Genomic DNA, 25,785 nt, shown 5'->3' with positions numbered 1-25,785 from the left:
ACGGCGACAAGCCACGGAGGATGGATCAGTGGGACGACTCTTCGGCACGGACGGCGTACGTGGCGTCGCCAATGCGGACCTCACGGCCGAACTGGCCCTGGGACTGTCGGTGGCCGCCGCGCATGTGCTCGGTGACGCCGGGGCCTTCGAGGGCCACCGGCCGGTCGCGGTGGTCGGCCGCGACCCCCGGGCCTCGGGCGAGTTCCTGGAGGCGGCCGTCATCGCGGGCCTGGCCAGCTCCGGGGTGGACGTGCTGCGAGTCGGCGTGCTGCCGACCCCTGCGGTGGCGTACCTCACCGGCGCCCTCGGTGCGGACCTCGGCGTGATGCTGTCCGCCAGCCACAACCCGATGCCGGACAACGGCATCAAGTTCCTCGCCCGTGGCGGGCACAAGCTCGCCGACGAGATCGAGGACGCCATCGAGGAGCAGTACCGGAGCCACGCCGCCGACGGCTCCTGGCAGCGGCCCACCGGCGCGGCGGTCGGCCGGGTCCGCTCCTACGACGAGGGCTTCGACCAGTACATCGCCCACCTGGTGGCCGTGCTCCCCAACCGGCTGGACGGGCTGAGGGTCGTCATCGACGGCGCCCACGGCGCCGCCGCCAGGATCTCGCCCGAGGCGTTCGCGCGGGCCGGTGCCGAGGTCGTCCACACCCTGGGCGCCGAGCCCGACGGCCTCAACATCAACGACGGCGTCGGCTCCACCCACATCGAGAAGCTGCGCACCGCCGTGCTGGACCACCGCGCCGACCTGGGCCTGGCCCACGACGGCGACGCCGACCGCTGCCTGGCGGTGGACGCGGGGGGCAATGAGGTCGACGGTGACCAGATCCTCGCCATCCTGGCCATCGGCATGCGCGAGGCCGGCACGCTGCGGAAGAACACCGTGGTCGGCACCGTGATGTCCAACCTGGGCTTCAAGCTGGCGATGGAGCGCGAGTCCATCGACCTCGTGCAGACCGCCGTCGGCGACCGCTATGTGCTGGAGTCGATGAAGGAGAACGGCTACTCGCTCGGCGGCGAGCAGTCCGGCCATGTCATCCTGCTGGACCACGCCACCACCGGCGACGGCACCCTCACCGGCTTGATGCTGGCCGCCCGGGTCGCCGCCACCAAGCAGCCGCTCGCCGACCTGGCCTCGGTGATGACCCGGCTGCCGCAGGTGCTGATCAACGTCAAGGGCGTGGACCGCAGCCGGGTGCGCTCCAGCGAGGAGCTGGCCGCCGCCGTCGCCGCCGCCGAGGCCGAGCTGGGCTCCACCGGGCGGGTGCTGCTGCGCCCGTCGGGCACCGAGCCGCTGGTGCGGGTCATGGTCGAGGCCGCCGAGGCCGGACAGGCGCAGGCCGTCGCCGAGCGGCTGGCCGACGCGGTCCGCACCCACCTGGGCTGACCCCGACCGGACGCCGTCGTGGGAGGGCCCGCGCGACCGGCCCTCCCACGCGGTACGCCCGGTTCAGCCGGGTCAGCGCCCGCGAAGCCTGGCGCGAGGCCGCCGCAGACGGCCCGTCGACTCGCCGAGCGCCGCCAGGCACACCGCCCCCGCCGCCAGACCGGCCCTCGCCCACCACCGGTGGACCGGCGGCCAGTCGGCGGCGCCCGAAGCCGGGAACGGCGACCAGCGGTCGGGCAGCGGCGCCAAGCCGCCGGCCAGCAGCGGTGCGGTACGGGCGGCCCGGAGGGCCGGCGCCGGCAGCGCCGGGGCGACCCGCAGTGAGGTCATCCGCACGGCCCCTCCGACCCCGGAGCGGTTGTCGGCGCCTGCACTCCCGGATATCCGGGGAAATAGGCGGCCGAAGGTGGCTCAGAGCTTGCGCAGCCGGGCCCGGCGCACCTTGTGGTCCGGGCCCTTCTGGAGGACCAGGGTGGCCCGGCCCCGGGTGGGCAGCACGTTCTCCAGCAGGTTGGGCCGGTTGATGGTGCGCCAGACCGTGCGCCCGTACTCCAGGGCCTCCTCCTCCGGCACATCGGTGAAACGCCGGAAGTAGGACGATGGGTCCTGGAATGCCGTCTGCCGCAGCTTGCGGAAGCGGGAGAGGTACCAGTTCTCGATGTCGTCGGTGCGGGCGTCCACATAGATGGAGAAGTCGAAGTAGTCGGAGACCGCGAGCCGGGTGCGGCCGTCCTTGCCGGGCAGGGCGGGCTGGAGCACATTCAGCCCTTCCACGATCAGGATGTCGGGGCGGCGCACCGTCAGCCGCTCGCCCGGCACGATGTCGTACACCAGGTGCGAGTAGACCGGTGCCGTCACCTCGTCCTTGCCCGCCTTGACGTCGGCGACGAAGCGGGTGAGCGCCCGGCGGTCGTAGGACTCGGGGAAGCCCTTGCGGGCCATCAGACCGCGCCGCCGCAGCTCCGCGTTGGGCAGCAGAAAGCCGTCGGTGGTGACCAGTTCCACGCTGGGGTGCTCGGGCCAGCGCGCCAGCAGCGCCTGGAGCAGCCGCGCCGTGGTGGACTTGCCGACCGCGACCGAGCCCGCCACGCCGATCACAAACGGGGTGCGGGCGGCCTCGGTGTCCGGCCCGCCCATGAACTTGGGCGTGTCCAGGAAGGTGCCGACGGCGCCGCGCAGCTCCCGGGTGGCGTGGATGTAGAGGTTGAGCAGCCGGGAGAGCGGCAGGTAGACGTCGACCACCTCGTCGAGGTCCATGGCGTCGCCGAGGCCGCGCAGCCGTTCCACCTCCGCCGCGGTGAGCGGCAGCGGGGTGCGGTCCCGCAGCGCGCTCCACTGCGCGCGGTCGAGGTCCACGTACGGGGTCGGGGAGGGCGCCGGCGCGCTCTGCACGCGGGCATCGGTCATCAGCACGTGGTCCATTGTGGGCCGTGCGGTTGCCTGCGGTCCGTGTGGGTTCCGTCACTCTGGGGGCGCCCGGGTGGCCGACAGTCCGGTGTGATCAGTCGTACCGGTATGCCGGGCGCACCTTATGCTGGCGCTCATGTGCGGAATTGTTGGTTACGTGGGCGGGCAGCCCGCGCTTGACGTAGTGATCGCGGGTCTGAAGAGACTGGAGTATCGCGGGTACGACTCGGCGGGTGTCGCCGTGCAGACCGAGAGCGACGGCTCACTGGCCGTCGACAAGCGGGCGGGCAAGCTCGCCAACCTGGAGAAGTCCCTCGCGGACAGCCCGCTGCCCGGCGGCGCCACCGGCATCGGCCACACCCGCTGGGCCACCCATGGCGGTCCCACGGACGCCAACGCCCACCCCCACCTGGACGATGCGGGCCGGGTCGCGGTGGTCCACAACGGCATCATCGAGAACTTCGCCGCGCTGCGCGCCGAAATCGCCGAGCGCGGCCACCAGTTGCGCTCGGAGACCGACACCGAGGTCGTGGCGCACCTGCTCGCCGAGGAGTACGAGGGCGACCTGGCCGAGGCGATGCGCCGGGTCTGCCGCCGTCTGGACGGCGCCTTCACGCTGGTGGCCGTGCACGCGGACGCGCCCGGCGTGGTGGTCGGCGCCCGCCGCAACTCCCCGCTGGTGGTCGGCCGCGGCGAGGGCGAGAACTTCCTCGCCTCCGATGTCGCCGCCTTCATCGCCCACACCCGGGAGGCGGTCGAGCTCGGCCAGGACCAGGTCGTGGAGCTGCGCGCCGACTCGGTCACCGTGACCGACTTCGACGGCGCCCCGGCCGAGATCCGCGAGTACCACGTGGACTGGGACGCCTCCGCCGCCGAGAAGGGCGGCTACGACTACTTCATGCTCAAGGAGATCGCCGAGCAGCCCAAGGCGGTCGCCGACACCCTGCTCGGCCGGATCGGCACCGACGGGCGCCTCACCCTGGACGAGGTGCGCATCGAGGACCGGGTGCTGCGCGCGGTCGACAAGGTCGTGATCGTGGCCTGCGGCACCGCCTTCCACGCGGGCATGATCGCCAAGTACGCCATCGAGCACTGGACCCGGGTGCCCTGCGAGGTGGAGCTGGCCAGCGAGTTCCGCTACCGCGACCCGATCCTGGACCAGCAGACCCTGGTCATCGCCATCTCGCAGTCCGGCGAGACCATGGACACCCTGATGGCGCTGCGGCACGCCCGCGAGCAGGGCGCCAAGGTGCTGGCCATCTGCAACACCAACGGGTCGACCATCCCCCGTGAGTCCGACGCGGTGCTCTACACGCACGCCGGGCCCGAGGTCGCGGTGGCCTCCACCAAGGCGTTCCTGACCCAGCTGGTCGCCTGCTACCTGGTCGCCCTCTACCTGGGCCAGGTGCGCGGCACCAAGTGGGGCGACGAGATCAACGAGGTGATCCGGCAGCTGGCCGACGCCCCCCGGCAGGTGCAGCAGGTGCTGGGCACCATGGAGCCGGTGCGGGAGCTGGCCCGCTCGCTGGCGGGCGCCTCCTCGGTGCTCTTCCTCGGCCGCCACGTGGGCTACCCGGTGGCGCTGGAGGGCGCACTCAAGCTCAAGGAGCTGGCGTACATGCACGCCGAGGGGTTCGCGGCCGGCGAGCTGAAGCACGGCCCGATCGCGCTGATCGAGCCGGGCCTGCCGGTGGTCGTGGTGGTGCCCTCGCCGCGCGGCCGCTCGGTGCTGCACGACAAGATCGTCTCCAATATCCAGGAGATCCGCGCCCGTGGCGCCCGCACCATCGTGATCGCGGAGGAGGGCGACGAGGCGGTGGCCCCGTACGCCGACCACCTGATCCGCATCCCGGTCGCCCCGACGCTGCTCCAGCCGCTGGTCTCCACGGTGCCGCTCCAGGTCTTCGCCTGCGAGCTGGCGACCGCCAAGGGCCATGAGGTGGACCAGCCGCGCAACCTCGCCAAGTCGGTCACGGTGGAGTAGCCACCCGCTTCGTTCACCCGTTCGATGGCACGGCGTAGGCCGGGCCGCCCCGCTGGGCGGCCCGGCCTTTCGGCGTGCGCGCCTCCGGTTCGGACCCCTTCGGTGCGCGCGCACGGTCGCCCGGTGCGGAATGCTGTGGTCCAGAAGGGCGCGGACGGCGGATGCCGCCGCGGGAAGGAGCGGGCGGATGATCATAGGCGTGGGCATCGACGTCGCGGCGATCGACCGCTTCGGAGAGTCGCTGGAGCGCACCCCGAGGATGGCCGAGCGGCTCTTCACCGGGGCCGAGCTCTGGCTGCCGTCGGGGGAGCGGCGCTCCACGGCCTCGCTGGCGGTGCGGTTCGCCGCCAAGGAGGCGCTGGCCAAGGCGCTGGGGGCGCCGTCCGGACTCAACTGGCTGGACGCCGAGGTGCACAGCGAGCCGTCCGGGCGACCGGTGCTCAAGGTGGCGGGCACGGTGGCCGCCCGCGCTGCGGAGCTCGGGGTGACGGCCTGGCATGTGTCGCTCAGCCATGACGCGGGCGTAGCGTCGGCGGTGGTGATCGCCGAGGGGTGACTCTGCTCGGCGTCCGGCGGAGAGTCGCTGAGGGAGGCTCGGATGCGGTACGCGCACACGGTCGAGCGGGTGCGGGCGGCGGAGGCGGCGCTGATGGCGCGGCTGCCGCAGGGCGCGCTGATGCAGCGGGCGGCGGCGGGGCTGGCGGCGACCTGTGCGAGGGCGTTGTCGGACCTGCGGGGCAGTGTGTACGGCAGCAGGGTGGTGGTGCTGGCCGGCAGCGGGGACAACGGGGGTGACGCGCTGTATGCCGGCGCCCGGCTGGCCCGGCGCGGCGCCGGGGTGGCGGCGGTGCTGCTGACGCCGGAGAAGGCGCACCGGGGCGGGCTGGCGGCGCTGCGGGCGGCCGGTGGCACGGTGGTGCACGGCAGGGGGGAGGGGGAGCAGCGGATCGAGCGGGCCGATCTGGTGCTGGACGGGATCGTCGGCATCGGCGGCCAGGGCGGGCTGCGTCCGGAGGCGGTGCCGTTCGCGGCGGCGGCGCAGCGGGCGCGGGAGCGGGGCGGGGCGCTGGTGGTGGCCGTCGACCTGCCGAGCGGGGTCGACGCGGACACGGGGGAGGTGCACGGGGCCGCCGTACGGGCCGATGTGACGGTCACCTTCGGCACCCACAAGCCGGGGCTGCTGGTGGACCCGGGCGCGGAGTACGCGGGCGTGGTGCGGCTGGTGGACATCGGGCTGGGGCCCGAGCTGGGCGAGGGGCGGCCGGGGGGCCGGGCGGCCGTCGAGGCGTTGCAGCATGCCGATCTGGCGGCGCTGCTGCCGGTGCCCACGGCGGAGAGCGACAAGTACCGGCGGGGCGTGCTGGGGGTGGCGGCGGGTTCCGCGCGCTATCCGGGGGCGGCCGTGCTGGCGGTGGCGGGGGCGCTGCACGGCGGCGCGGGCGCGGTGCGGTACGCGGGCAGTGCGGCCGAGGAGGTGGTGCGGCGCTTCCCGGAGACGCTGGTGACCTCCGGCGGCCCGGCGCAGACCGGGCGGGTGCAGGCCTGGGTGGTGGGCCCGGGGCTGGGGGACGGGCCGGAGGCGCACCGGGCGCTGGACGAGGCGCTGGCCGACGACGTCCCGGTGCTGGTGGACGCGGACGGGCTGACCCTGCTGGCGCAGCGCGGCCCGGTCGCCCTGGAGGGCCGCCGGGCGCCCGTGCTGCTGACCCCGCACGCGGGCGAGGCGACGCGGCTGCTGGCCGCCGTGCACCGGGGTGAGCCCGCCGAGGAGGTGGCGCATGCCCGGCTGCGGCACGCCGTGCGGCTCGCCGAGGCGTACGGGGCGGTGGTGCTGCTCAAGGGGTCGACCACGGTGGTGGTGCCCGCCCCGGCCGAGTCGGCGCGGGTGCACTCCGCCCGGTACCGGGAGTGGCCGTCCTTCCCGGTGGCCGGCGGTACCCCCGTGCGGGTGAATCCGACCGGGACTCCCTGGCTGGCCACGGCCGGGAGCGGCGATGTGCTCTCGGGTATCACCGGGTCGCTGCTCGCCGCCGGGCTGGCCCCGGTGGACGCCGCCTCCGCCGCCGCCTATCTGCACGGCCTGGCCGCCCGTACGGCCGCCGCCGGCCGCTCCGGCACCGTCCCGGTGGCCGGTGCGGAGCCGCAGGGTGCGCCGGTCACCGCCCTGGAGGTCGCGGCGGCGGTCCGGGCCGCCTGGCGGAGCGTGCGCGCCGCCGGCTGACCCCCGGGCTGACCCGCAGGCAGTCTCCCGTGGTGGCTGGTTCCGGCCCATCGGCTGGATCACGTCTCCGTAACACATGCAACCGCAGCGGCCGATCCGATGGTCGTACCTGATGTGCGGGTGGGTACCCGCAGGCCCTCAGGGGGTGAGGCGCGTCGCGTCGTCGACGGGCGCGCAGGGGAGGCGGAGCATGCAGCACCAGCGGATACCAGGGTGGCGTCCACGCGCGGCGGCCCTCGGGCGGCGGACCGGGGTGGCGCTCGCCACCGTGGGCCTGGTGGCCCCGGTGTCGCTCTTCGTGGTCGGGGGTGAGGCCCAGGCGGCCTCGTCCTGTACCGGCAAGACCGGTCCGTACCAGCGCCAGGTGGAGTCCTACCTCAAGCTCAAGGCGGACGGCAGGCAGTCCGCGAAGGACTGCCGGGCGATCCAGAAGTTCCAGGTCAGATATGGGATCACCCCGCACATCGGCTACGCGGGCCCGGTCACCTGGAGCAAGATCCAGCAGCTGAAGGCCAGTGCGAACCCCAACGCGGCCGGCACATGCCCCACCAACAGGGGCCGGATCGCCTGCGTGGACCTCAAGCGCCAACTGCTCTGGGTGCAGAACGGCAAGAAGGTGGTCTACAGCCCGGTGAAGATCCGCTCCGGGCGCGACGGCTATGAGACCCGCCCCGGCCTCAAGCGGGTCTACTGGCGGAACAAGGACCACTGGTCGACGCTGTACAACGTCGCCATGCCGTACAGCCAGTTCTTCGACGGCGGGCAGGCTTTCCACGGGGTCTCCATCCCGATCTCCACGCCGCCCGGCTCGCACGGCTGCGTCAATATGACCAACAGCGACGCCAAGCGCCTGTGGGGCGTCCTCAAGCTGCACGACTACGTCTACGTCTGGGGCAAGCGCCCCGGCACCTGACCGCCGCCAGGCCGCAGGCCGCACCAGGCCGTCGCGGAGAGGCCGCGCAGCGCCCGCCCGGGCCGGATCCAGGGCGGGCGCTCTGCGTTGCCGCACCCACTCCGGGCAGGCCGTATCCGAGGGTTCTGGGAGACTTGCAGGCGATGAGAACAGCGATGCGTGCCGAAGCGACCGTGGACCTGGCGGCGCTGCGGGCCAATGTCGAATCCCTGCGGGCCCGCACGGGCCGATCCGCGGTGATGGCCGTGGTCAAGGCGGACGCCTACGGCCACGGCATGGTGCCCTGCGCCCGCGAGGCCCTGCTGGCGGGCGCGACCTGGCTCGGCACCGCCACCCCCGAGGAGGCGTTGGCGCTGCGGGCCGCCGGGATCGGCCCCGACCAGGCCCGGGTGCTCTGCTGGCTGTGGACGCCCGGCGGCCCCTGGGCCGAGGCGCTCCACGCCGACGTGGACATCTCCCTCAGCGCCCGCTGGGCGCTGGAGGAGCTGCTGGCCGCCGTCGACGCGACCGGCGTACCGGCGCGGGTCCACCTCAAGGCCGACACCGGCCTGGGACGCAACGGCTGCCAGCCGCACGACTGGCCCGACCTGGTCGCCGCCGCCCGCCGCGCCGAGGCCGCCGGGCAGCTGCGGATCGCCGGGATCTGGTCCCACTTCGCCGCCGCCGACGAGCCCGGCCACCCCTCGATCCAGGCCCAGTTGACCGCCTTCCGGGACGCCCTGGCCCACGCCGAGTCCCAGGGCGCCGCCCCCGAGGTGCGCCATCTGGCGAACTCGCCCGCCACCCTGCTGCTGCCCGAGTCGCACTACGACCTGGTCCGGCCGGGGCTGGCGATGTACGGGCTGTCGCCGGTCCCCGAGGTGGGCTCCCCGGCCGACTTCGGGCTCCGCCCGGTGATGACCCTGGAAGCGCGGCTGGCCTCGGTCAAGCGGGTGCCCGGCGGCCATGGCGTCAGCTACGGGCACCACTACACCACCCCCGGCGAGACCACCCTGGCCCTGGTGCCGCTCGGCTACGCCGACGGCATCCCGCGCCATGCGAGCAACGGCGGCCCGGTCCAGGTGGCCGGAAAGTGGCGTACGGTGGCCGGACGGGTCGCGATGGACCAGTTCGTGGTGGACCTGGGCGGAGACCGCGCCGAGGTCGGTGACGAGGCAGTGCTCTTCGGCCCCGGGGACCGTGGTGAGCCCACCGCCGAGGACTGGGCGCGGGCCTGCGGGACGATCTCCTACGAGATCGTCACCAGGATCGGGGTAAGAGTTCCGCGTAGGCATCTGCACGGGTGGGCCGGTGCCGAGGCCCGCGGGTAGGAGGTCACCCTCTGCTATGACTACCGAGGCAACCGAGGCCCAGGGATGAGCGGCGAGGCGGGCCGCGCGGCGGCCGGGGCGGCCGAGTCCGCGGCCCGGGCGGTCCAGGCGGTCGGCGAGGTCGCCGGGGCGACCGTGGACGGCCGGCTGCTCAGGGCCGGTCGCCGGGCGGGCGTCTTCGGCCTCTCGGTGGGCGTGGTCGCGGCGGGCGCCGCCGCCGGGGTCGCCCTGGAACGGCTCACCGTCGGCCGGACGATGCGGCTGCGCGCCCGCGCCGAACTGGACGCCGCCGCGCCGTTCGGCTCGCTGCGCGGGGTCTCCCGCCAGATCGCCGCCGAGGACGGCACCCGGCTCTATGTGGAACTCGACGGCCTCGCCCGGCCCGGCCGGGATACCGCAGCGATGGACCCGGCACCGGACTGCGACCCCGCTTCAAACCCCGTCGCCTCCGCCTCAGACCCCGCCTCAGCCGCCGCCTTCGCCGAGCCGCCCGGCGAGGACCCGGACGACGCCCTGATACGGCGCGGCTGGTTCGGCCGCCGCCGCCCGCAGCAGCGGATGCCGGCCTGTCCGGCCACCGCCCCCACCGGCGCCGACGGCACGCCCGGCGCCGCCCTGGGCGGGACCGCACCGCTCACCGTGGTCTTCTGCCACGGCTACTGCCTCAACCAGGACAGCTGGCACTTCCAGCGCGCCCGGCTCCGGGACGACACCCGCCTGGTCTTCTGGGACCAGCGCAGCCACGGCCGCTCCGAGCGCGGCCACTCGTACCAGTCCGGCGAGGCCGCCACCATCGACCAGCTCGGCGGCGACCTACGGGCCGTCCTGGACGCCGTGGCCCCCGAAGGGCCCCTGGTGCTGGTGGGCCACTCCATGGGCGGTATGACGATCATGGCGCTGGCCGACCAGGACCCGGACTACTTCAGCGACCGGGTCGCGGGGGTGGCCCTGATCGGCACCACCGCCGGCAACTGGCGTGAGGTCACCCTCGGGCTGCCCGCCTACGGCGCCAAGGTGCTGCACCGGTTCGCGCCGGGGGTGCTCAGGGTGCTGGGCCGCCAGGTGGAGCTGGTGGAGGCCACCCGGCGGGCGGGCAGCGAGCTGACGGCGGTGCTGTACCGCAAGTTCTCCTTCGGCAGCGGGGAGGTCGATCCGGCGGTCGCCCGCTTCGCCGAGCAGATGCTGGAGGCCACCCCCATCGATGTGGTCGCCGAGTTCTACCCGGCCTTCGGCCTGCACGACAAGACATCCGCGCTGGCCGCCATGGACGGCATCCCCACCCTGGTGCTGGCCGGTACCCGGGACCTGCTCACCCCGCCCGGCCACAGCGAGGCGATAGCCGAGGCGCTGCCCGGCGCCGAGCTGGTACTCGTCCCCGACGCGGGCCACCTGGTGATGCTGGAGCACCCGGAACTGGTCGGCGACCACCTGGCGGCGCTGCTGGAGCGCGCCGCCCGCCGCTGCGGAGCCCTGCCCTCCGACCTGCCCGACTGCGGCGAGGAGGGGTCCGCCGGCGACCTCGGCATGCGACCCTGAGAGCCGGACACCCGCACTCCGCCACGACCCGCACTCCGCCACGCCCACCCCGGAAGGACCGAGACAGACCCATGGGCTCGTACGCCACCCTCACCGTGCCCACCCCCGAGCTGATGCGGCGGCTGGGCCGCGACCTGGCCGCGCTGCTGCGCCCCGGCGACCTGGTGCTGCTCTCCGGGGAGCTGGGCGCCGGGAAGACCACGCTCACCCGGGGGCTGGGGGAGGGGCTGGGGGTGCGCGGCGCGGTCACCTCGCCCACCTTTGTGATCGCCCGGGTGCACCCCTCGCAGGTCGGCGGCCCGCCGCTGGTGCATGTGGACGCCTACCGGCTGGGCGGCGGCCTGGAGGAGATGGACGACCTCGACCTGGATGTCTCGCTGCCCGAGTCGGTGGTGGTCGTGGAGTGGGGCGAGGGCAAGGTGGAGGAGCTGTCCGAGGACCGGCTGGAGGTCCGCATCGAGCGCACCCTGGGCGGCGACGCCCCGGCCGCCGACGACGACTCCGACCCGCGCCGGGTGGTGCTCTGCGGCGTGGGGCGGCGCTGGGACGGTGCCGACCTGTCGATGCTGGACCGGTAGCGGCTGCTGCCGACGCGTTGCCGCCGACGCGTTGCCGACACGTTGTCGGCATGTTGTTGCGCTGCCGGGACCGGGCATGGTCACATGGAGTCTGCGGTGAGGTGTACCTAACTCCAGGAGGCGCCATGCCGAGCAGCACTCAGCAGGGCCGGTCCCCGGCCGACCCGTCCCAGCCACCGGCCGTCGGTTTCCGGGCCGTCCTGGCCGCCTGCGCGGCCGCCGCCGCAGTCTCCACCCCGCCCCCGGCCGGCGAACCGAGCGCAGCACCGGCCGCAGCCGAGGAACCGGCCGCGCCCGCCGCGCCGACCGGCCGGCCGCGCCTGCACCGGGCCGCCTAGGCGGTCAGCGCACCACCACGACCGTGCTCTGGAGCCCGGCGAAGTCCCAGAGCGCCTTGGCGTCCGCGCGGGTCTCCCGGATCCCGCCGGTCCGCTGCTTGGGGTCCGGCTTGGGTGTCGTCCCGTCCACCGCAGCGCTGAACCCGACCACCGTGCCGGAGACCCGGGCGAAGAGCACCACATGCTCGATCGGCCGCCCGTCGGAGCCGGTGAGCGCGGTGTCGCGGGCGAAGACCTGGTAGCTGCCCGGCTCCGGGTCGAGCGTGCTGGGCTGGACCGTGAAGGTGCGCACCACCTGCGGCTTGTGCGCCGGGTCCACCAGCCACACCCGGTCGGCGTCCAGCGAGTAGACCACCCGCTGCCCGCTGCCCGAGTCGGCGGGCAGTGCGGGCGTCCCCGGCCGCTTCACCGCCGAGGCCCCGGGCGACGCGGTGGTCGTCGCCGTCGGTGGCGGGGGTGAGGCCGGGGCGGCCTTGCGCTCGGTGCCGTTCGCCTGCACGGCGAGCGCGGCGACCACCGCCAGCGCCCCCAGGGTGAGGCCGGTGACGACCATCCCCGAACCGATCTTCGCCACGAGCACTCCTGCCTTCCGCTCTCTGTCGCCTCCCATCGTGCCAGCAGCCACTGGTTCCGCCTTCCCCCGGTCCGGGTGGTGGGCGGAACGGGTGGCCACCGGGCCGGCCCGGTGGCCGCGCGGGCCGGGGCGGCTGCCGGGCCCTAGGGCGGGCGCGCGGAACGTAGCATGGTGCACGAGACAGCAGACCCCACCACGGTTGTAGGTTCCCGTGCTCCTCCTCGCCTTCGACACCGCGACCCCCGCCGTCACCGCCGCCGTGCACGACGGGACGGCCGTGGTCGCCGAGTCCACCCGGATCGACGCCCGGCGCCACGGTGAGCTGCTGCTGCCGGTGATCGACCAGGTGCTGCGGGAAGCCGGTGCGGCCAAGGGCGACCTGACCGCCGTCGTGGTGGGCGTCGGCCCCGGCCCGTACACCGGGCTGCGGGTCGGCCTGGTCACCGCAGCGGCCCTCGGCCACGCCCTGGACCTCCCCGTACACGGCGTCTGCACCCTGGACGGGCTGGCGCACGCCGCCCGCGCGGACGGCCTGGCCGGGCCGTTCACCGCCGCCACCGACGCCCGCCGCAAGGAGGTCTACTGGGCCCGCTACGACGGGGACGGGGCGCGGATCTCCGGCCCGGACGTCGACCGGCCCGCCGACCTCGCCGAGCAGGTGGCCGGGCTGCCCGCCGTGGGCGCCGGGGCGCTGCTCTACCCGGATGCCTTCCCCCTCGCCCAGGGCCCCGAGCACGTCTCCGCCGGACATCTGGCGGCCGTGGCCGCCGAGCGGCTGGCGGCCGGTGCCGAGCTGCTGCCGCCCGTCCCGCTCTACCTGCGCCGCCCGGACGCCCAGGTGCCCGCCGGCTACAAGGCGGTGCTCCCGGCGTGAGCGGTGCGGACGGCGCCGTACTGCGGCCCATGCGCTGGTGGGACATCGAGCCGGTGCTGGAGCTGGAGCGGGTGCTCTTCCCCGAGGACGCCTGGTCGGCGGGCATGTTCTGGTCCGAACTCGCCGAGACCCGCCACCCGGGCGCCACCCGCCACTACACGGTGGCCGAGGACGGCACCGGCCGCATCGCCGGCTACGCCGGGCTGATGGCGGTCGGCGGCGAGGGCGATGTGCAGACCATCGCGGTGGCCCGCGAGCACTGGGGTACGGGGCTCGGCTCCCGGCTGCTCACCGAGCTGGTCCGGGAGGCGGGGAGGCGGGGCTGCGCCGACCTGCTGCTGGAGGTGCGGGTCGACAATCCGCGCGCCCAGCGGCTGTACGAGCGGTTCGGCTTCGAGCCGGTCGGGGTGCGCCGCAACTACTACCAGCCCGCCGGCGTGGACGCCCTGGTGATGCGCCTGGCGGACCCGGCCCGCGCCCCGCTGCCGGAAGCGACCGACGACATGCGAACGAGGACCGAGGGAGCGCAGCAGTGAGCGGTACCGGCAGCGGAGAAGGGCGCCCGGCGAGCGGCACCGGCAGGGGTGACGAGCCCCTGGTGCTGGGCATCGAGACCTCCTGCGACGAGACCGGCGTCGGCATCGTCCGTGGCACCACCCTGCTGGCCGACGCGGTGGCCTCCAGCGTCGACGAGCACGCCCGGTTCGGCGGCGTCGTCCCCGAGGTCGCCAGCCGGGCGCATCTGGAGGCCATGGTCCCCACCGTGCAGCGGGCGCTGGACCAGGCGGGGCTGAAGGCGAGCGACCTGGACGGCATCGCGGTGACCGCCGGGCCGGGCCTGGCCGGAGCGCTGCTGGTCGGGGTGTCGGCGGCCAAGGCGTACGCCTATGCGCTCGGCAAGCCGCTGTACGGCGTCAACCACCTGGCCTCGCACATCTGCGTCGACCAGCTGGAGCACGGCAGACTGCCCGAGCCCACCATGGCGCTGCTGGTCTCCGGCGGGCACTCCTCGCTGCTGCTCACCGAGGACATCACCAGCGACGTCCGGCCGCTGGGCGCCACCATCGACGATGCGGCGGGCGAGGCGTTCGACAAGGTGGCCCGGGTGCTCGGTCTGGGCTTCCCCGGCGGCCCGGTGGTGGACCGGATGGCGCGGGAGGGCGATCCGGAGGCGATCCGCTTCCCGCGCGGCCTCACCGGCCCCCGGGACGCGGAGTACGACTTCTCCTTCTCCGGCCTGAAGACGGCCGTGGCCCGCTGGGTGGAGCAGAAGCGGCGGGCGGGCGAGCAGGTGCCGGTGGCGGATGTCGCCGCGTCCTTCCAGGAGGCCGTCACCGATGTGCTGACCCGCAAGGCAGTCAAGGCGTGCCGGGCCAATGGCGTCGACCATCTGATGATCGGCGGCGGGGTGGCGGCCAACTCGCGGCTGCGGGCGATGGCGGAGGAGCGCTGCGAGCGGGCCGGTATCCGGCTGCGGGTGCCCCGGCCGGGGCTCTGCACCGACAACGGGGCCATGGTGGCCGCGCTCGGCGCCGAGATGGTGTGGCGGGGGCGCCCGGCGTCGGCCATCGACCTCTCCGCCGACTCCTCCCTCCCGGTCACCGATGTCTCGGTACCCGACACATCGCTCCCGGGCGGCTTGTCGCCCGACGCCCATGGCGCCGTCCACGCCCACGCCCACCGCGCCCTGGGGGGCCGGGCATGACCACCACCCTGATGTGGGAGGCGCGGGCGGCCGAGGGCCGTGGCGGGGTGCTGCTGGACTGGGTGCTGCGGTACGCCCTGCCCGAGCTCACCGCCTCGGCGGCCGGTCTGGAGCGGGCCGAGGTGTTCACCGCCGACCAGGACCGGGTGCTGGTGATCACCTGGTGGTCGGTCGCCCCCGGGGCGGCGCAGGAGCCCGAGAGCCGGACCCTGCCGGAGCTGCCGGACCCCCCGGCCGGACTACTCCGCAGGGACGCGCACCGCTGGCGGTTCCAACGGGTCGACACCTACCCTTGATCCGTATCTCTGGACAACCGTTCGCCCTCCTGTGGCGTCCTCACAGGGGCGATCGGACGAACCAGGGCGGTGATCATGCACGGCAGCAGCAGAACGGCCACCGGGCGGATGGCGGGCGCCGCAGTGCTGGCGGCGGCGCTGACCGCCTGCGCCACCGGAGCCCCGGGCCGCGCAGCGCCCACCGGCGGCGGCCCGGCACCCTCGGCCTCGCCCACCACGGCGGGTACGCCCGCCCGGCCCGACGCGGACGCCCAACGGCAGGCGGCGTACTGGCGGGCCTGGCACCTCACCCCGCTGAAGCCCGCCCCGAAGCCGCCCGCCGTGCCCCCGGTGAAGCTGGGCGGCCCCGGCCCGATCCCGGTCGTCAGCCGAATACCCACCCGGGACCGGGTGGTCTTCCTCACCATCGACGACGGCGCCGAGAAGGACCCCCGGTTCGTCCGCATGATGCGCGAGCTGAAGGTGCCGGTCACCATGTTCCTCACCGACGCCGCCATCCGCCCCGACTACGGCTACTTCACCCCGCTCCAGCGGCTCGGCAACACCATCCAGAACCACACCCTCACCCACCCCGACCTGCCCACCCTCGGCGCCGAGGCGCAGCGGGCCGAGATCTGCGGTCAGCAGCAGAAGCTCGCCAAGGAGTACGGCACGGCGCCGACGCTCTTCCGGCCGCCGTACGGGAACTACAACGCGGCGACGCTGGAGGCCGCCAAGTCGTGCGGGATCCGGGCGGTGGTGCTCTGGAAGGAGTCCATGCAGATCACCGACATGCAGTACCAGACCGCCGACCGGAAGCTGCGCCCCGGCGACATCGTGCTGGCCCACTTCCGAGGCCCGGCCGAGCTCAAGAACCACACCATGACCGAGATGTTCGGCAGTCTGCTCCACCGCATCCAGCAGCAGGGCTTCAGCGTCGGCCGGCTGGACGACTATCTGGGGCCTCCGCACTGATCAGCCGTCACATCTCTTGCGGATGATCACACTTCTCGAATGTCAGTTCCCCTGCGGGAGGGTGTCCCGCTAGGCTCCTGTCGCCACCGCCCCGGAGCGGACTCCGAGCGGGCCCGCGGGGATGCGGGCGTACCGGTGGCATCTTCCGCGTGCCGGCGCACGCGCTTTCGCCTGGGGGGCTCCTACGTGAATCACCGTCTGCGTCGCGCCTCCGTGGCGCTCGCCTCCGTGCTCGCGGTCTCCGCGGGCACGCTCTCCCTCACCGCCGGTGAGGCGGCAGCGGCCGGCTCATGGGCCGCCTCGGACGGCCGGCTGCTCGGTACCGACGGCAGCAACCTCTACCGCATCTCACCCGACGGCTCCGGCTCCCGCTACCTGCGCCAGGGCACCGCCCCGGCATGGTCGCCGGACGGCAGCCGCGCGGCCCTCGTCGACCCGTACCAGAGCAACGAACTGGTGACGATCCGTCAGGACGGCGCGTTCGAGCAGCGCATCACCCAGAAGAACGGCGGCGGCGCGGTCTCCGACCCGACCTTCTGGTACGGCGGCGACAGCGTCGTCTTCCGGACCGGCGGCCGGCTGCGCACCGCCGCCTCCGACGGCTCCACCTGGCCGCAGCCGCTCTTCGCCGCCAAGAAGGCCGGCTGCGACTCGCAGCCCAGCGGCAGCGACGGCCCGCTGCTGGTCTTCGTCCGCACCGGCCCGGACTGCAGCCACACCGGAGCGGCGGCGGTCTGGCTGTACAACGACGCCAACGGCTCCTTCCGCAAGCTGGCCGCCGACGCGACCCAGCCGGCGCTCTCCGCCGACGCCACCCGGGTCGTCTTCGTGCGGACCGTCGACGGTGTCCGCCAGCTGTTCTCGGTCCGGGTCGACGGCACCGGGCTCAAGCAGCTGACCACGGACACCACCCAGCACCAGCGCCCGTCCTGGTCGCCCAAGGGCGACCGGATCGCCTATGTCGCCACCGGCACCGACCAGCGGCACCTGGAGCTGCTCGACGTCGCCACCGGCGCCGCCACCGCCGTCCCGAACAGCGACGGGTGGACCGACGTCGCCTGGCAGCCGCTGCGCTACAACTACGTCGCCCGGGTGTACGGCTCCGGCAGCGTCAGCACCAATGTCGCCGCCTCCCGCTGGACCTGGGACAGCTACGGCCGCAAGCACGTCCCCGGCCTGCTCGCCGCCAAGTCGGCCGTCCTGGTCAACGGCGGCTCGCCCTCCTACGCCCTGACCGCCTCCGCGCTGGCCGGTACCAAGCAGGGCCCGGTGCTCACCACCGGCGCCGGCTCGCTGAGCAGCGCCGCCTCCGGCGAGCTGAAGCGGGTGCTCCGCAAGGGCGCGACGGTCTACCTGGTCGGCAACACCAAGGTGCTGAGCAGCAAGCTGTCCGACCAGGTGAAGAAGCTCGGCTACAAGCCGGTCCGGCTGTCCGGCGGCGACCGCTACGCCGCCTCGGTGGCCGTGGCCAAGGCGTCCACCAGCAAGCCGCAGTGGGTCTTCCTGGCCACCGGCAAGGACTACCACGACGCGCTGGCCGCCGCCGCTGCGGCCGGTTCCTCCTCGGGCAGCCGGGCCGTGGTGGTGCTCACCGACGGGCGCAGCCTCAGCGGGTCGGTGACGGCCTACCTCAACAAGCTGAGCCCCAAGAGCACCCGGATGCTCCCGGTCGGCGCCGACGCGCGGAAGGCGCTGCTCGGCGCTTACGACCACGGCAAGCTCCCGCGCTGGCCGAACAGCTGGGACTACTGGTACGTCGGCGGCAGCAGCCATGAGGCGGTCGCCGTCAACCTGGCCAACTTCTGGTGGTCGTACACCAGCACCGTGGGGCTGGCCCCCGGCAACGACTGGCAGTCCGGGCTGAACGCCGGTTCGGCGATGTCCCGCTTCGGTCCGCTGCTGTGGAGCGGTACCAAGACGCTGCCCGGCATGACCCGGAACTACCTGATCAACCATGCCGCAGGGATCAACAGCGTGGCGGTGATCAGCCCGTACAGCAAGGTGCCCAAGGACGTGGTGACCGCCATCGGCACCGCCATCAGCGCCGACGCCAACTGGTTCCGCACGGTGAACTACGCCGGCGGCGCCATCCCCAAGAGCGCCACCACCGGCGCGGTCGCCCGCTCGGCCACCGCGGGCACCGGGAGCGCCCCCGCCCCGTCCCCCGCCCCGGCCCGGGGCCCGGTGGCACCGGACCTCTCCAAGGCGCAGCGGCTGACCGTGGGCTGACACTGCGGCCCGGTACGGCGGCGGCCCGGCACGGCGGTGGTTCCGTCGTGCCGGGCCGCCGCCGTGCTCAGACCGGGTGCCCCAGCAGCATCGTCGGTGCCCCCGCCACCCGGGTGAGGAAGACGGTGCAGGAGTGGGGGCCCTCGGGCTTGAGCTTGCGGCGCAGTTCCTCCGGCTCCACGGCGGAGCCGCGCTTCTTGACCACCACGGTCCCGACCCCGCGCTGGCGCAGCAGCGCCCGCAGCCGCTTGACGTTGAACGGCAGCGTGTCCGTGATCTCGTAGGCGGTGGCATACGGGGTGCGGACCAGGGCGTCGGAGGTCAGATAGGCGATGGTCGGGTCGATCAGGGTGCCGCCGACCAGTTCGGCGACCTCGGCCACCAGATGGGCCCGGATCACCGCGCCGTCCGGCTCATAGAGGTGGCGGCGGACCGGCCCGGCGGGGGGATCGGCCAGTCGGCCCCCGGTGAGGGTGTGCCCGCCGGGCAGCAGGGTGGCCCGGTGCGGCTGAGCGGCCTCCGTACCGAACCAGAGCACCGCCTCCTTGACGTCCCCGCCGTCGGAGACCCACTCGGCCTCGGCGTCCTCCGGCACCGCCTCGTGCGGCACCCCTGGCGCGATCTTCAACGCGGCGTAGCGGCTGCGCCGACCTGCGGCGACGGCCCAGGAGAGCGGCGGTGAGTACGCCTCCGGGTCGAAGATCCGCCCACGCGCCCCCCGGCGTGCCGGGTCGGTGAAGACCGCGTCGAAGCCCGCCAGGTCGACCTCGGCCACATCCGCGCAGCGGACCTCGATCAGTTCGGCCAGCCCCAGCGCCCGCGCATTGGCCTCGGCCACGGCGCAGGCCAGCGGCGACCGGTCCACCGCCAGCACCGAGATCCCGGCGCGGGCCAGCGCCACCGCGTCGCCGCCGACCCCGCAGCAGAGGTCGGCCAGCCGGGCCACGCCCAGCTCCGCGAAGCGGCGGGCCCGCCACTCGGCGACCGCCGTCCGGGTGGCCTGCTCCACCCCGTCCGGGGTGAAGTACATCCGGTCCGCCTCACCGCCGAACTTGGCCCGCGCCCGCTGCCGCAGCCGGGCCTGGCCGAGGGCGGCCGACACCAGCTCCGCCGGATGGTCCCGGCGCAGCCGGGTGGCCAGCGCCAGCTCCTCCCCGGGGTTGTACTCCCGCAGCCGGGCCAGCAGCCCCTGCCCCTCGTCGGTCAGCAGCCCCCGAAACGATTCGATCTCCACCCGCCCATTCTCCCGCCCCCCGCGACACGCCCGGACCCAGCACTCTTTTCGCCGGCCGTCACCAAGTCCGGAGGCCCCGCCGCGCGTCCTCAACCCCCCGCCCAGAGAGGCGAGAGCACCCCCCACCCACCTCCGCCACACCCCTCAGCCACCCACCTACAGCAGCCACTGGTTAGCACTCTGGTTGACTGAGTGCTAGCCGCGCCCTAAGGTCGTCCTTGGCACTCTCCCCAGGAGGGTGCTAACGCGACACGGCAGGTCCGGCACCCGCGACGACGGGCCCGCCAGTCGCCACCAAACCTTTAGACAACCCCGTGAGATCTCCGAAGGGGGAGGTCGGACGTGACGACCGCCAGCACCAAGGTTGCCATCAAGCCGCTTGAGGACCGCATTGTGGTCCAGCCGCTCGACGCCGAGACCACCACGGCCTCCGGCCTGGTCATCCCGGACACCGCCAAGGAGAAGCCCCAGGAGGGCGTCGTCCTGGCTGTGGGCCCGGGCCGCTTTGAGGACGGCCAGCGTCTCCCGCTGGACGTCGCCGTCGGTGATGTCGTGCTGTACAGCAAGTACGGCGGCACCGAGGTCAAGTACAACGGCGAGGAGTACCTCGTCCTCTCGGCTCGCGACGTCCTCGCGATCATCGAGAAGTAATTCCGACGCTGACCGCAGAGTCGTGACCCGCCCCGGGATCCCTGTCCACCAGTGACCGGGGCCCGGGGCGCGGTTGTTGAGAGGGAAAGACGCAACGATGGCGAAGATCCTGCAGTTCGACGAGGACGCGCGCCGCTCGCTGGAGCGCGGCGTCAACAAGCTTGCCGACACCGTGAAGGTGACGATCGGCCCCAAGGGCCGCAATGTCGTCATCGACAAGAAGTTCGGCGCCCCCACCATCACCAACGACGGCGTGACCATCGCCCGTGAGGTGGAGCTGGACGACCCGTACGAGAACCTTGGCGCGCAGCTCGTCAAGGAGGTCGCCACCAAGACCAACGACGTCGCGGGCGACGGCACCACCACCGCCACCGTGCTGGCCCAGGCCCTGGTCAACGAGGGCCTGCGGAACGTCGTGGCGGGCGCCGGCCCGGCCGGTCTGAAGAAGGGCATCGACGCCGCCGTCGCGGCCGTCTCCGAGCACCTGCTCACCATCGCCCGCGAGATCGAGGGCAAGGACGACATCGCCGCCGTGGCCGCGCTGTCCGCCCAGGACCCGCAGGTCGGCGAGCTGATCGCCGAGGCGATGGACAAGGTCGGCAAGGACGGTGTGATCACCGTCGAGGAGTCGAACACCTTCGGCCTGGAGCTGGACTTCACCGAGGGCATGCAGTTCGACAAGGGCTACCTGTCCCCGTACATGGTGACCGACCAGGAGCGTATGGAGGCCGTCCTCGACGACCCGTACATCCTGATCCACCAGGGCAAGATCTCCTCCATCCAGGACCTGCTGCCGCTGCTGGAGAAGATCCTCCAGGGTGGCGCCAGCAAGCCGCTGCTGATCATCGCCGAGGATGTCGAGGGCGAGGCCCTCTCCACCCTGGTGGTCAACAAGATCCGTGGCACCTTCAACGCCGTCGCGGTGAAGGCCCCCGGCTTCGGCGACCGCCGCAAGGCCATGCTGGGCGACCTGGCCACCCTCACCGGCGCCACCGTGATCGCCGAGGAGGTCGGCCTCAAGCTCGACCAGGCGGGCCTGGACGTGCTGGGCAGCGCCCGCCGCGTCACGGTCACCAAGGACGACACCACCGTGGTCGACGGTGCGGGCTCCTCGGAGGAGGTCGCCGGCCGGGTCGCGCAGATCAAGGCCGAGATCGCCACCACCGACTCCGACTGGGACCGCGAGAAGCTCCAGGAGCGGCTGGCCAAGCTGGCCGGCGGCGTCTGCGTCATCCGGGTCGGCGCCGCCACCGAGGTGGAGCTCAAGGAGAAGAAGCACCGCCTGGAGGACGCCATCTCGGCGACCCGCGCGGCGGTCGAGGAGGGCATCGTCGCCGGCGGCGGCGCCTCCCTGGTCCACTCCGCCAAGGTGCTCGACGGCAACCTGGGCCTGACCGGCGACGAGGCCACCGGTGTGGCGGTCGTCCGCCGCGCCCTGGTCGAGCCGCTGCGCTGGATCGCCCAGAACGCCGGGCTTGAGGGCTATGTGATCACCTCCAAGGTGGCCGAGCTCGACGCCGGGCAGGGCTACAACGCCGCCACCGGCGAGTACGGCGACCTGGTCAAGGCCGGCGTCATCGACCCGGTGAAGGTCACCCGCTCCGCCCTGGAGAACGCCGCCTCCATCGCCTCCCTGCTGCTCACCACCGAGACCCTGGTGGTGGAGAAGAAGGAGGAGGAGCCCGCCGCGGGCCACTCGCACGGCGGCCACGGCCACTCCCACTGACGCACCGCGTCCACCACAGCCGGGCCGCCGTACCCGGTCGTCATACCCGTCCGTCATACCGCGCCCTTGGGCACGGTCCGGGGAGGGCCCTCAAAGCGCTGCTTATGATGGAACGGTGATCGAGGCGCGTCATCTCCGAGTCCTGCGGGCCGTCTCCCGGACCGGTTCCTTCTCCGCCGCCGCCCGTGAGCTGGGCTGCACCCAGCCCGCGATCAGCCAGCAGATGAGGGCGCTGGAGAAGTCCGTGGAGACGCCGCTGGTGGTGCGCTGCGGCCGGGGGATGCAGCTCACCGACGCCGGGCAGGCGCTGCTCAGGCACGCCAATGGCATCCTCGCCGGGCTCACCGCCGCCGAGGAGGAGGTCGCCGCCATCGCCGGGCTGCGCGCCGGGCGGGTGCGGCTGGTCTCCTTCCCCACCGCCAGCTCCACCCTGGTGCCGAGGGCGGTCGCGGAGGTCCGCGCCGGCCACCCCGGGGTGCGGGTCTCGCTGGTCGAGGCGGAGCCGCCGGAGTCGCTGGCGATGCTGCGCGGCGGCGAGTGCGAGGTGGCGCTCGCCTTCCGCTACCCGGGCACGCCCGCACCGGTCGGCACATCGGCCGGCGCACCGGCCGGGCCACCGCCGCCGGCCGTCGCCGCGCACGGCACCCGGCGTGAGGCGCGGGCCGAGGCCGCGCTGGAGGCCGCCGCCTCGGCCGCCGCCGGGGACTGGTCCGACCTGGTGGTGCGACCGCTGCTGGACGACCCGCTGGTGGGCCTGGTACCGACCGGCCATCCGCTGGCGGCGCGCGGCGCCGACCACCCGGTGGACCTGCCGGAGCTGGCCCGGGAGCAGTGGATCGCCGGGTGTCCGCAGTGCCGGGGCCATCTTGTCGAGCTGTGCGGCCGGGCCGGGTTCGAGCCCCGGATCGACTTCGCCACCGACGACTACCCGGCCGTGGTGGGCCTGGTCGCGGCGGGGCTGGGGGTGGCGGTGCTGCCGGGTCTGGCGCTGGAGTCGGTACGGCACTCCGGGGTCACCATGGTCCGGCTGGCCCCGAGGGCCGCCCGGCAGGTGGTGGCGCTGACCCTGCCGGACCTGGCGGCGGTGCCGGCGGTGGAGCTGATGCTGGACCGACTGGGCCGGGTGGCCGCCGAGCGTACGGCCCACGCGGCCGGGTGACCCCGGCCGATCCAGCCGATCCGGCCGACCCGGACGAACCGGTGCAGAAACGATCCTGCACCGGCTGTCGCGGCTGTCGCGCCGCCGCTCAGTGCGTGCCCGCCGACGGAGCGATCAGCGGGACCTCCACCAGACGGTGCCGGGCCCGCCCCTGGAGCTCCTCGCGTTCGTCCTCGGTGAGGCCGCCCCACACCCCGTACGGTTCGCGGACCGTCAGCGCGTGTGCGGCGCACTGCGCCCGGACCGGACAGCGCATGCACACCTCCTTCGCCGCCTGCTCCCGGGAGGAGCGGGCGGCGCCCCGCTCGCCCTCGGGGTGGAAGAACAGAGAGCTGTCCACACCGCGGCAGGCGGCCGAGAGCTGCCAGTCCCACAGGTCGGCGTTGGGGCCGGGAAGGCGAGAGAAGTCGGCCATGGCTCATCCCCTCAAGGATTTTGGGGCTCCGGTGCCGGTGCGTCGTCGGCCGTCGTGGCGAGGCTCCGGGGCGTCAGTGCGAACACCTGGAAATATGAACGAGAGAGATCTATAGGACAAGATGCCCACAGAGCCGCACAACAGACTTCCCCCTGACAAATGACATGAAAACGGACCAATGTGATGCGGCAGGCGGCGGCGTGTCCTGGAGCCCGGTGCACTCGTTGGGACTACGCCGGGCCCTCCGGTGCCGCCGGGCGCGGCGCGCGGGCCGTCGGCGGGCGGCGATCGGTGACGGGTCGACCACGTAGAGTGGTGGAGGTGGCCGCCTACCCCGTAACTCATTCGAGTGACGGTCGTTGGGAGTGCGGAGGCGGTTAGCGGGCGCCGGGCATCGGAGCGATCACGTCGGAGACGAGGCGATCGGATCGGAGCCTGTCGTCATTGGCCGTGTCGGTGACGATTCGTACCAGCCAGGAGGCTCAACGTGACGCGGATCAGCTGCGGAGGACGGTCATGACATCCGTTCTCGTATGCGACGATTCCCCGCTTGCCCGGGAGGCGCTCCGCCGCGCGGTGGCGACCGTGCCCGGTGTCGACCGGGTGACCACTGCCACCAATGGCGAGGAGGTCCTGCGCCGCTGGGTGGCGGACCGCTCCGACCTCGTCCTGATGGACGTCCGGATGCCCGGACTCGGCGGGGTCGAGACGGTGCGGCGGCTGCTGTCCGCCGATCCGGGCGCCCGCATCATCATGCTGACGGTGGCCGAGGACCTCGACGGGGTGGCCCTCGCGGTGGCCGCCGGCGCCCGGGGCTATCTGCACAAGGACGCCTCCCGCGCCGAACTGCGGGCCACCGTCACCCAGGCGCTGGCCGACCCCACCTGGCGGCTCGCCCCGCGCCGGCTGCGCTCCCCGGACATGGGCGCCGCCCCCACCCTCACCGCCCGTGAGATCCAGGTGCTGGAGGGCATGAGCCACGGCCGCAGCAACGCGGAGATCGGCCGGGAGCTCTTCCTCTCCGAGGACACCGTGAAGACCCACGCCCGTCGGCTCTTCAAGAAGCTCGGCGCCTCCGACCGGGCGCATGCGGTCGCCCTGGGCTTCCGCTGGGGCCTGGTCCGCTGAGTAACCGCAGGGCGGGGGTCGCCGATCGGCCCCCGCCGGTGTGCCGTGTGCAGCCGTATGGTGTCAGCGGCAGGCCGAGGACGCACCATAGAGGTATGGAGCACCTCGGGGACCAGCAGCCGGACACGGTACCGCAGGCCGCGACCGTGGAGGGCGGGGCAGCACATAACGTTCCGGTGCACAAGTCCGGAGCCGGTGCCGCGTTTTCCGGTTCGACCAGGCACCATGGACCGATGCGTGACGACGAGGTGGCCGTTCACGGCGAGGCAGACTTCGGCGGAGCCGTGCTTGAGAGCGCGGGTACCGCCCAGTCGCGTTCAGCCAGTGGTGCCGGTCGTCGTCAGGGGGGCTTCGCGGTGCGGAGGGTGGCGGAGAGAGTGCCCGAGCCGGCCCGGCAGCCCGTCCCGTCCTCGACGGCACCGCCTTCGGCGGCGCCCTCGACGGCGGTGGGCGAGCTGGTCGGCCGCGCCGTCCAGGGTGACGGCCGTGCCACCGATGCGCTGCTGGCCCATGTCCACCCGCTGGTGCTGCGCTACTGCCGGGCCCGGCTGGCCCGGCTGCCCGGCGGGGCCCGCCACCATGTGGACGACGTGGCGCAGGACGTCTGCCTGGCGGTGCTCTGTGCGCTGCCGCGCTACCGGGACGAGGGCCGCCCCTTCGAGGCGTTTGTGTACGGCATCGCCGCGCACAAGATCGCGGACTTGCAGCGGGCCGCCATGCGCGGCCCCGCCTCCAACGCCGTGCCGGCCGACGTGCTGCCGGAGACGGCCGACCAGTCGCTCGGCCCGGAGGAGCGGGCGCTGCTCTCCAGCGATGCCGCCTGGGCCCGCGAACTGCTCGCCTGCCTGCCGCCGCGCCAGCGCGAACTGGTGCTGCTGCGGGTGGCCGCCGGACTGACCGCCGAGGAGACCGGCGAGGTGCTGGGGATGTCCCCGGGCGCCGTACGGGTCGCCCAGCACCGGGCGCTCAACCGGCTGCGGGCGCTGGCCGAGGAGACCGAGGGCGCCACCGGCCTCACCGCCTGAGCCCCGGCCGCCGCCGGCCGGCCCCCGGCTCCCGTCGCGTCCGGCCCCCCTTGCGCCCCGCCTCGTGGTGTCCACTCCGCGTTGCGTCCTGTCCCTGTCGGGGTGCTCCGCTGTCAAGGGGGCGCGGGGAAACATTCC

General features: G+C 73.8%; 25 protein-coding genes. 20 read left to right on the top strand and 5 right to left on the bottom strand.

What is annotated here, in order from left to right:
* Positions 1-28 precede the first annotated feature (28 nt).
* The gene (glmM, locus tag C7M71_RS11725) at positions 29-1,390 is read left to right on the top strand and encodes a phosphoglucosamine mutase (protein WP_111489803.1); all 1,362 of its coding nucleotides are present in this window, start codon (positions 29-31) and stop codon (positions 1,388-1,390) included.
* A 72-nt stretch (positions 1,391-1,462) separates the two neighbouring features.
* Here glmM and C7M71_RS11720 read toward each other — a convergent pair whose 3' ends face one another.
* The gene (locus C7M71_RS11720; protein ID WP_111489804.1) at positions 1,463-1,720 is read right to left on the bottom strand and encodes a hypothetical protein; all 258 of its coding nucleotides are present in this window, start codon (positions 1,718-1,720) and stop codon (positions 1,463-1,465) included.
* Between the two features lie 81 nt (positions 1,721-1,801).
* The gene (gene coaA / locus C7M71_RS11715) at positions 1,802-2,797 is read right to left on the bottom strand and encodes a type I pantothenate kinase (protein WP_111489811.1); all 996 of its coding nucleotides are present in this window, start codon (positions 2,795-2,797) and stop codon (positions 1,802-1,804) included.
* 136 nt (positions 2,798-2,933) lie between these two features.
* Here coaA and glmS point away from each other — a divergent pair, with 136 nt between their 5' ends.
* The 8 genes from glmS to C7M71_RS11675 all read left to right on the top strand — a co-directional run bounded on the left by glmS (position 2,934) and on the right by C7M71_RS11675 (position 11,677).
* On the top strand, positions 2,934-4,781 hold the full coding sequence (gene glmS, locus C7M71_RS11710) for a glutamine--fructose-6-phosphate transaminase (isomerizing) (protein ID WP_111489812.1): 1,848 nt from the start codon (positions 2,934-2,936) through the stop codon (positions 4,779-4,781).
* Between the two features lie 187 nt (positions 4,782-4,968).
* On the top strand, positions 4,969-5,337 hold the full coding sequence (locus C7M71_RS11705) for a holo-ACP synthase (RefSeq protein ID WP_111489805.1): 369 nt from the start codon (positions 4,969-4,971) through the stop codon (positions 5,335-5,337).
* Between the two features lie 42 nt (positions 5,338-5,379).
* Positions 5,380-7,002 (top strand): NAD(P)H-hydrate epimerase, encoded by a 1,623-nt coding sequence (locus tag C7M71_RS11700; protein ID WP_114914330.1) that lies wholly within the window; start codon positions 5,380-5,382, stop codon positions 7,000-7,002.
* A 190-nt stretch (positions 7,003-7,192) separates the two neighbouring features.
* Positions 7,193-7,915: a L,D-transpeptidase family protein gene (locus tag C7M71_RS11695; RefSeq protein ID WP_111495195.1), complete on the top strand. Its 723-nt coding sequence runs from the start codon at positions 7,193-7,195 to the stop codon at positions 7,913-7,915.
* A 155-nt stretch (positions 7,916-8,070) separates the two neighbouring features.
* Positions 8,071-9,225 carry an alanine racemase gene (gene alr, locus C7M71_RS11690; protein WP_111495190.1) on the top strand — a complete coding sequence of 385 codons (1,155 nt, stop codon included), beginning with the start codon at positions 8,071-8,073 and terminating at the stop codon, positions 9,223-9,225.
* A 45-nt stretch (positions 9,226-9,270) separates the two neighbouring features.
* Entirely contained in the window at positions 9,271-10,761 is a 1,491-nt protein-coding gene (locus C7M71_RS11685; RefSeq protein ID WP_114914329.1) for an alpha/beta fold hydrolase, read from the top strand.
* Positions 10,762-10,832: 71 nt separating this feature from the next.
* Complete coding sequence (tsaE, locus tag C7M71_RS11680) at positions 10,833-11,339, top strand: tRNA (adenosine(37)-N6)-threonylcarbamoyltransferase complex ATPase subunit type 1 TsaE (protein ID WP_111494394.1); 507 nt, start codon at positions 10,833-10,835, stop codon at positions 11,337-11,339.
* Between the two features lie 125 nt (positions 11,340-11,464).
* Positions 11,465-11,677 carry a hypothetical protein gene (locus C7M71_RS11675; protein WP_111494392.1) on the top strand — a complete coding sequence of 71 codons (213 nt, stop codon included), beginning with the start codon at positions 11,465-11,467 and terminating at the stop codon, positions 11,675-11,677.
* Positions 11,678-11,681: 4 nt separating this feature from the next.
* On the opposite strand, the gene C7M71_RS11670 is transcribed toward C7M71_RS11675, so the two are convergent.
* Positions 11,682-12,251 carry a hypothetical protein gene (locus C7M71_RS11670; RefSeq protein ID WP_111494390.1) on the bottom strand — a complete coding sequence of 190 codons (570 nt, stop codon included), beginning with the start codon at positions 12,249-12,251 and terminating at the stop codon, positions 11,682-11,684.
* A 211-nt stretch (positions 12,252-12,462) separates the two neighbouring features.
* Between C7M71_RS11670 and tsaB the strand changes: the two genes are divergently transcribed.
* The 6 genes from tsaB (at position 12,463) to C7M71_RS11640 (ending at position 18,309) form a co-directional block, all read left to right on the top strand.
* The gene (gene tsaB, locus C7M71_RS11665; RefSeq protein ID WP_111494388.1) at positions 12,463-13,125 is read left to right on the top strand and encodes a tRNA (adenosine(37)-N6)-threonylcarbamoyltransferase complex dimerization subunit type 1 TsaB; all 663 of its coding nucleotides are present in this window, start codon (positions 12,463-12,465) and stop codon (positions 13,123-13,125) included.
* Positions 13,126-13,154: 29 nt separating this feature from the next.
* Positions 13,155-13,661, top strand: a complete 507-nt coding sequence (gene rimI / locus C7M71_RS11660; protein ID WP_111494396.1) for a ribosomal protein S18-alanine N-acetyltransferase — start codon at positions 13,155-13,157, stop codon at positions 13,659-13,661.
* Positions 13,658-14,830, top strand: coding sequence for a tRNA (adenosine(37)-N6)-threonylcarbamoyltransferase complex transferase subunit TsaD (tsaD, locus tag C7M71_RS11655; RefSeq protein WP_111494386.1), 1,173 nt, complete (start codon positions 13,658-13,660; stop codon positions 14,828-14,830). Before rimI ends, tsaD begins: the two co-directional genes overlap by 4 nt.
* A complete protein-coding gene (locus C7M71_RS11650; protein ID WP_111494384.1) occupies positions 14,827-15,126 on the top strand; it encodes a hypothetical protein in 300 nt (99 codons plus the stop codon). The genes tsaD and C7M71_RS11650 overlap by 4 nt, the downstream gene beginning before the upstream one ends.
* A 75-nt stretch (positions 15,127-15,201) precedes the next feature.
* A complete protein-coding gene (locus tag C7M71_RS11645; RefSeq protein WP_114914692.1) occupies positions 15,202-16,080 on the top strand; it encodes a polysaccharide deacetylase family protein in 879 nt (292 codons plus the stop codon).
* 186 nt (positions 16,081-16,266) lie between these two features.
* Entirely contained in the window at positions 16,267-18,309 is a 2,043-nt protein-coding gene (locus tag C7M71_RS11640; RefSeq protein WP_162824220.1) for a cell wall-binding repeat-containing protein, read from the top strand.
* Positions 18,310-18,376: 67 nt separating this feature from the next.
* Here C7M71_RS11640 and C7M71_RS11635 read toward each other — a convergent pair whose 3' ends face one another.
* On the bottom strand, positions 18,377-19,543 hold the full coding sequence (locus tag C7M71_RS11635; protein ID WP_111494942.1) for a THUMP-like domain-containing protein: 1,167 nt from the start codon (positions 19,541-19,543) through the stop codon (positions 18,377-18,379).
* A 342-nt stretch (positions 19,544-19,885) separates the two neighbouring features.
* On the opposite strand from C7M71_RS11635, the gene groES reads away from it, so the two are divergent.
* The 3 genes from groES to C7M71_RS11620 all read left to right on the top strand — a co-directional run bounded on the left by groES (position 19,886) and on the right by C7M71_RS11620 (position 23,079).
* Complete coding sequence (gene groES / locus C7M71_RS11630) at positions 19,886-20,194, top strand: co-chaperone GroES (RefSeq protein ID WP_055586200.1); 309 nt, start codon at positions 19,886-19,888, stop codon at positions 20,192-20,194.
* A 97-nt stretch (positions 20,195-20,291) separates the two neighbouring features.
* Complete coding sequence (gene groL, locus C7M71_RS11625) at positions 20,292-21,920, top strand: chaperonin GroEL (protein WP_111494944.1); 1,629 nt, start codon at positions 20,292-20,294, stop codon at positions 21,918-21,920.
* A gap of 115 nt (positions 21,921-22,035) precedes the next feature.
* Positions 22,036-23,079 (top strand): LysR family transcriptional regulator, encoded by a 1,044-nt coding sequence (locus C7M71_RS11620; protein WP_114914328.1) that lies wholly within the window; start codon positions 22,036-22,038, stop codon positions 23,077-23,079.
* Positions 23,080-23,167: 88 nt separating this feature from the next.
* On the opposite strand, the gene C7M71_RS11615 is transcribed toward C7M71_RS11620, so the two are convergent.
* Positions 23,168-23,494, bottom strand: coding sequence for a WhiB family transcriptional regulator (locus C7M71_RS11615; protein ID WP_111491626.1), 327 nt, complete (start codon positions 23,492-23,494; stop codon positions 23,168-23,170).
* A gap of 516 nt (positions 23,495-24,010) precedes the next feature.
* On the opposite strand from C7M71_RS11615, the gene C7M71_RS11610 reads away from it, so the two are divergent.
* Positions 24,011-24,622: a response regulator transcription factor gene (locus C7M71_RS11610; RefSeq protein ID WP_014136228.1), complete on the top strand. Its 612-nt coding sequence runs from the start codon at positions 24,011-24,013 to the stop codon at positions 24,620-24,622.
* A 446-nt stretch (positions 24,623-25,068) separates the two neighbouring features.
* Positions 25,069-25,647, top strand: coding sequence for a sigma-70 family RNA polymerase sigma factor (locus tag C7M71_RS11605; protein WP_229759108.1), 579 nt, complete (start codon positions 25,069-25,071; stop codon positions 25,645-25,647).
* Positions 25,648-25,785 lie beyond the last annotated feature (138 nt).

Origin of the sequence: Peterkaempfera bronchialis (genome assembly GCF_003258605.2) — a bacterium.
In the GTDB taxonomy this organism is placed as follows: domain Bacteria; phylum Actinomycetota; class Actinomycetes; order Streptomycetales; family Streptomycetaceae; genus Peterkaempfera; species Peterkaempfera bronchialis.
The sequence above is the reverse complement of the archived record's forward strand: the minus strand, read 5'-3'. Positions and strand labels throughout refer to the sequence as shown.

Coding starts and splice junctions, on each gene's coding strand:
- coaA (WP_111489811.1), bottom strand. CDS start 2,797: ATGACCGATGCCCGCGTGCAGAGCGCGCCGGCGCCCTCCCCGACCCCG.
- C7M71_RS11720 (WP_111489804.1), bottom strand. CDS start 1,720: ATGACCTCACTGCGGGTCGCCCCGGCGCTGCCGGCGCCGGCCCTCCGG.
- alr (WP_111495190.1), top strand. CDS start 8,071: ATGCGTGCCGAAGCGACCGTGGACCTGGCGGCGCTGCGGGCCAATGTC.
- C7M71_RS11675 (WP_111494392.1), top strand. CDS start 11,465: ATGCCGAGCAGCACTCAGCAGGGCCGGTCCCCGGCCGACCCGTCCCAG.
- C7M71_RS11645 (WP_114914692.1), top strand. CDS start 15,202: ATGCACGGCAGCAGCAGAACGGCCACCGGGCGGATGGCGGGCGCCGCA.
- C7M71_RS11650 (WP_111494384.1), top strand. CDS start 14,827: ATGACCACCACCCTGATGTGGGAGGCGCGGGCGGCCGAGGGCCGTGGC.
- groL (WP_111494944.1), top strand. CDS start 20,292: ATGGCGAAGATCCTGCAGTTCGACGAGGACGCGCGCCGCTCGCTGGAG.
- C7M71_RS11615 (WP_111491626.1), bottom strand. CDS start 23,494: ATGGCCGACTTCTCTCGCCTTCCCGGCCCCAACGCCGACCTGTGGGAC.
- tsaE (WP_111494394.1), top strand. CDS start 10,833: ATGGGCTCGTACGCCACCCTCACCGTGCCCACCCCCGAGCTGATGCGG.
- C7M71_RS11695 (WP_111495195.1), top strand. CDS start 7,193: ATGCAGCACCAGCGGATACCAGGGTGGCGTCCACGCGCGGCGGCCCTC.
- glmS (WP_111489812.1), top strand. CDS start 2,934: ATGTGCGGAATTGTTGGTTACGTGGGCGGGCAGCCCGCGCTTGACGTA.
- C7M71_RS11685 (WP_114914329.1), top strand. CDS start 9,271: ATGAGCGGCGAGGCGGGCCGCGCGGCGGCCGGGGCGGCCGAGTCCGCG.
- C7M71_RS11705 (WP_111489805.1), top strand. CDS start 4,969: ATGATCATAGGCGTGGGCATCGACGTCGCGGCGATCGACCGCTTCGGA.
- C7M71_RS11700 (WP_114914330.1), top strand. CDS start 5,380: ATGCGGTACGCGCACACGGTCGAGCGGGTGCGGGCGGCGGAGGCGGCG.
- rimI (WP_111494396.1), top strand. CDS start 13,155: ATGCGCTGGTGGGACATCGAGCCGGTGCTGGAGCTGGAGCGGGTGCTC.
- C7M71_RS11610 (WP_014136228.1), top strand. CDS start 24,011: ATGACATCCGTTCTCGTATGCGACGATTCCCCGCTTGCCCGGGAGGCG.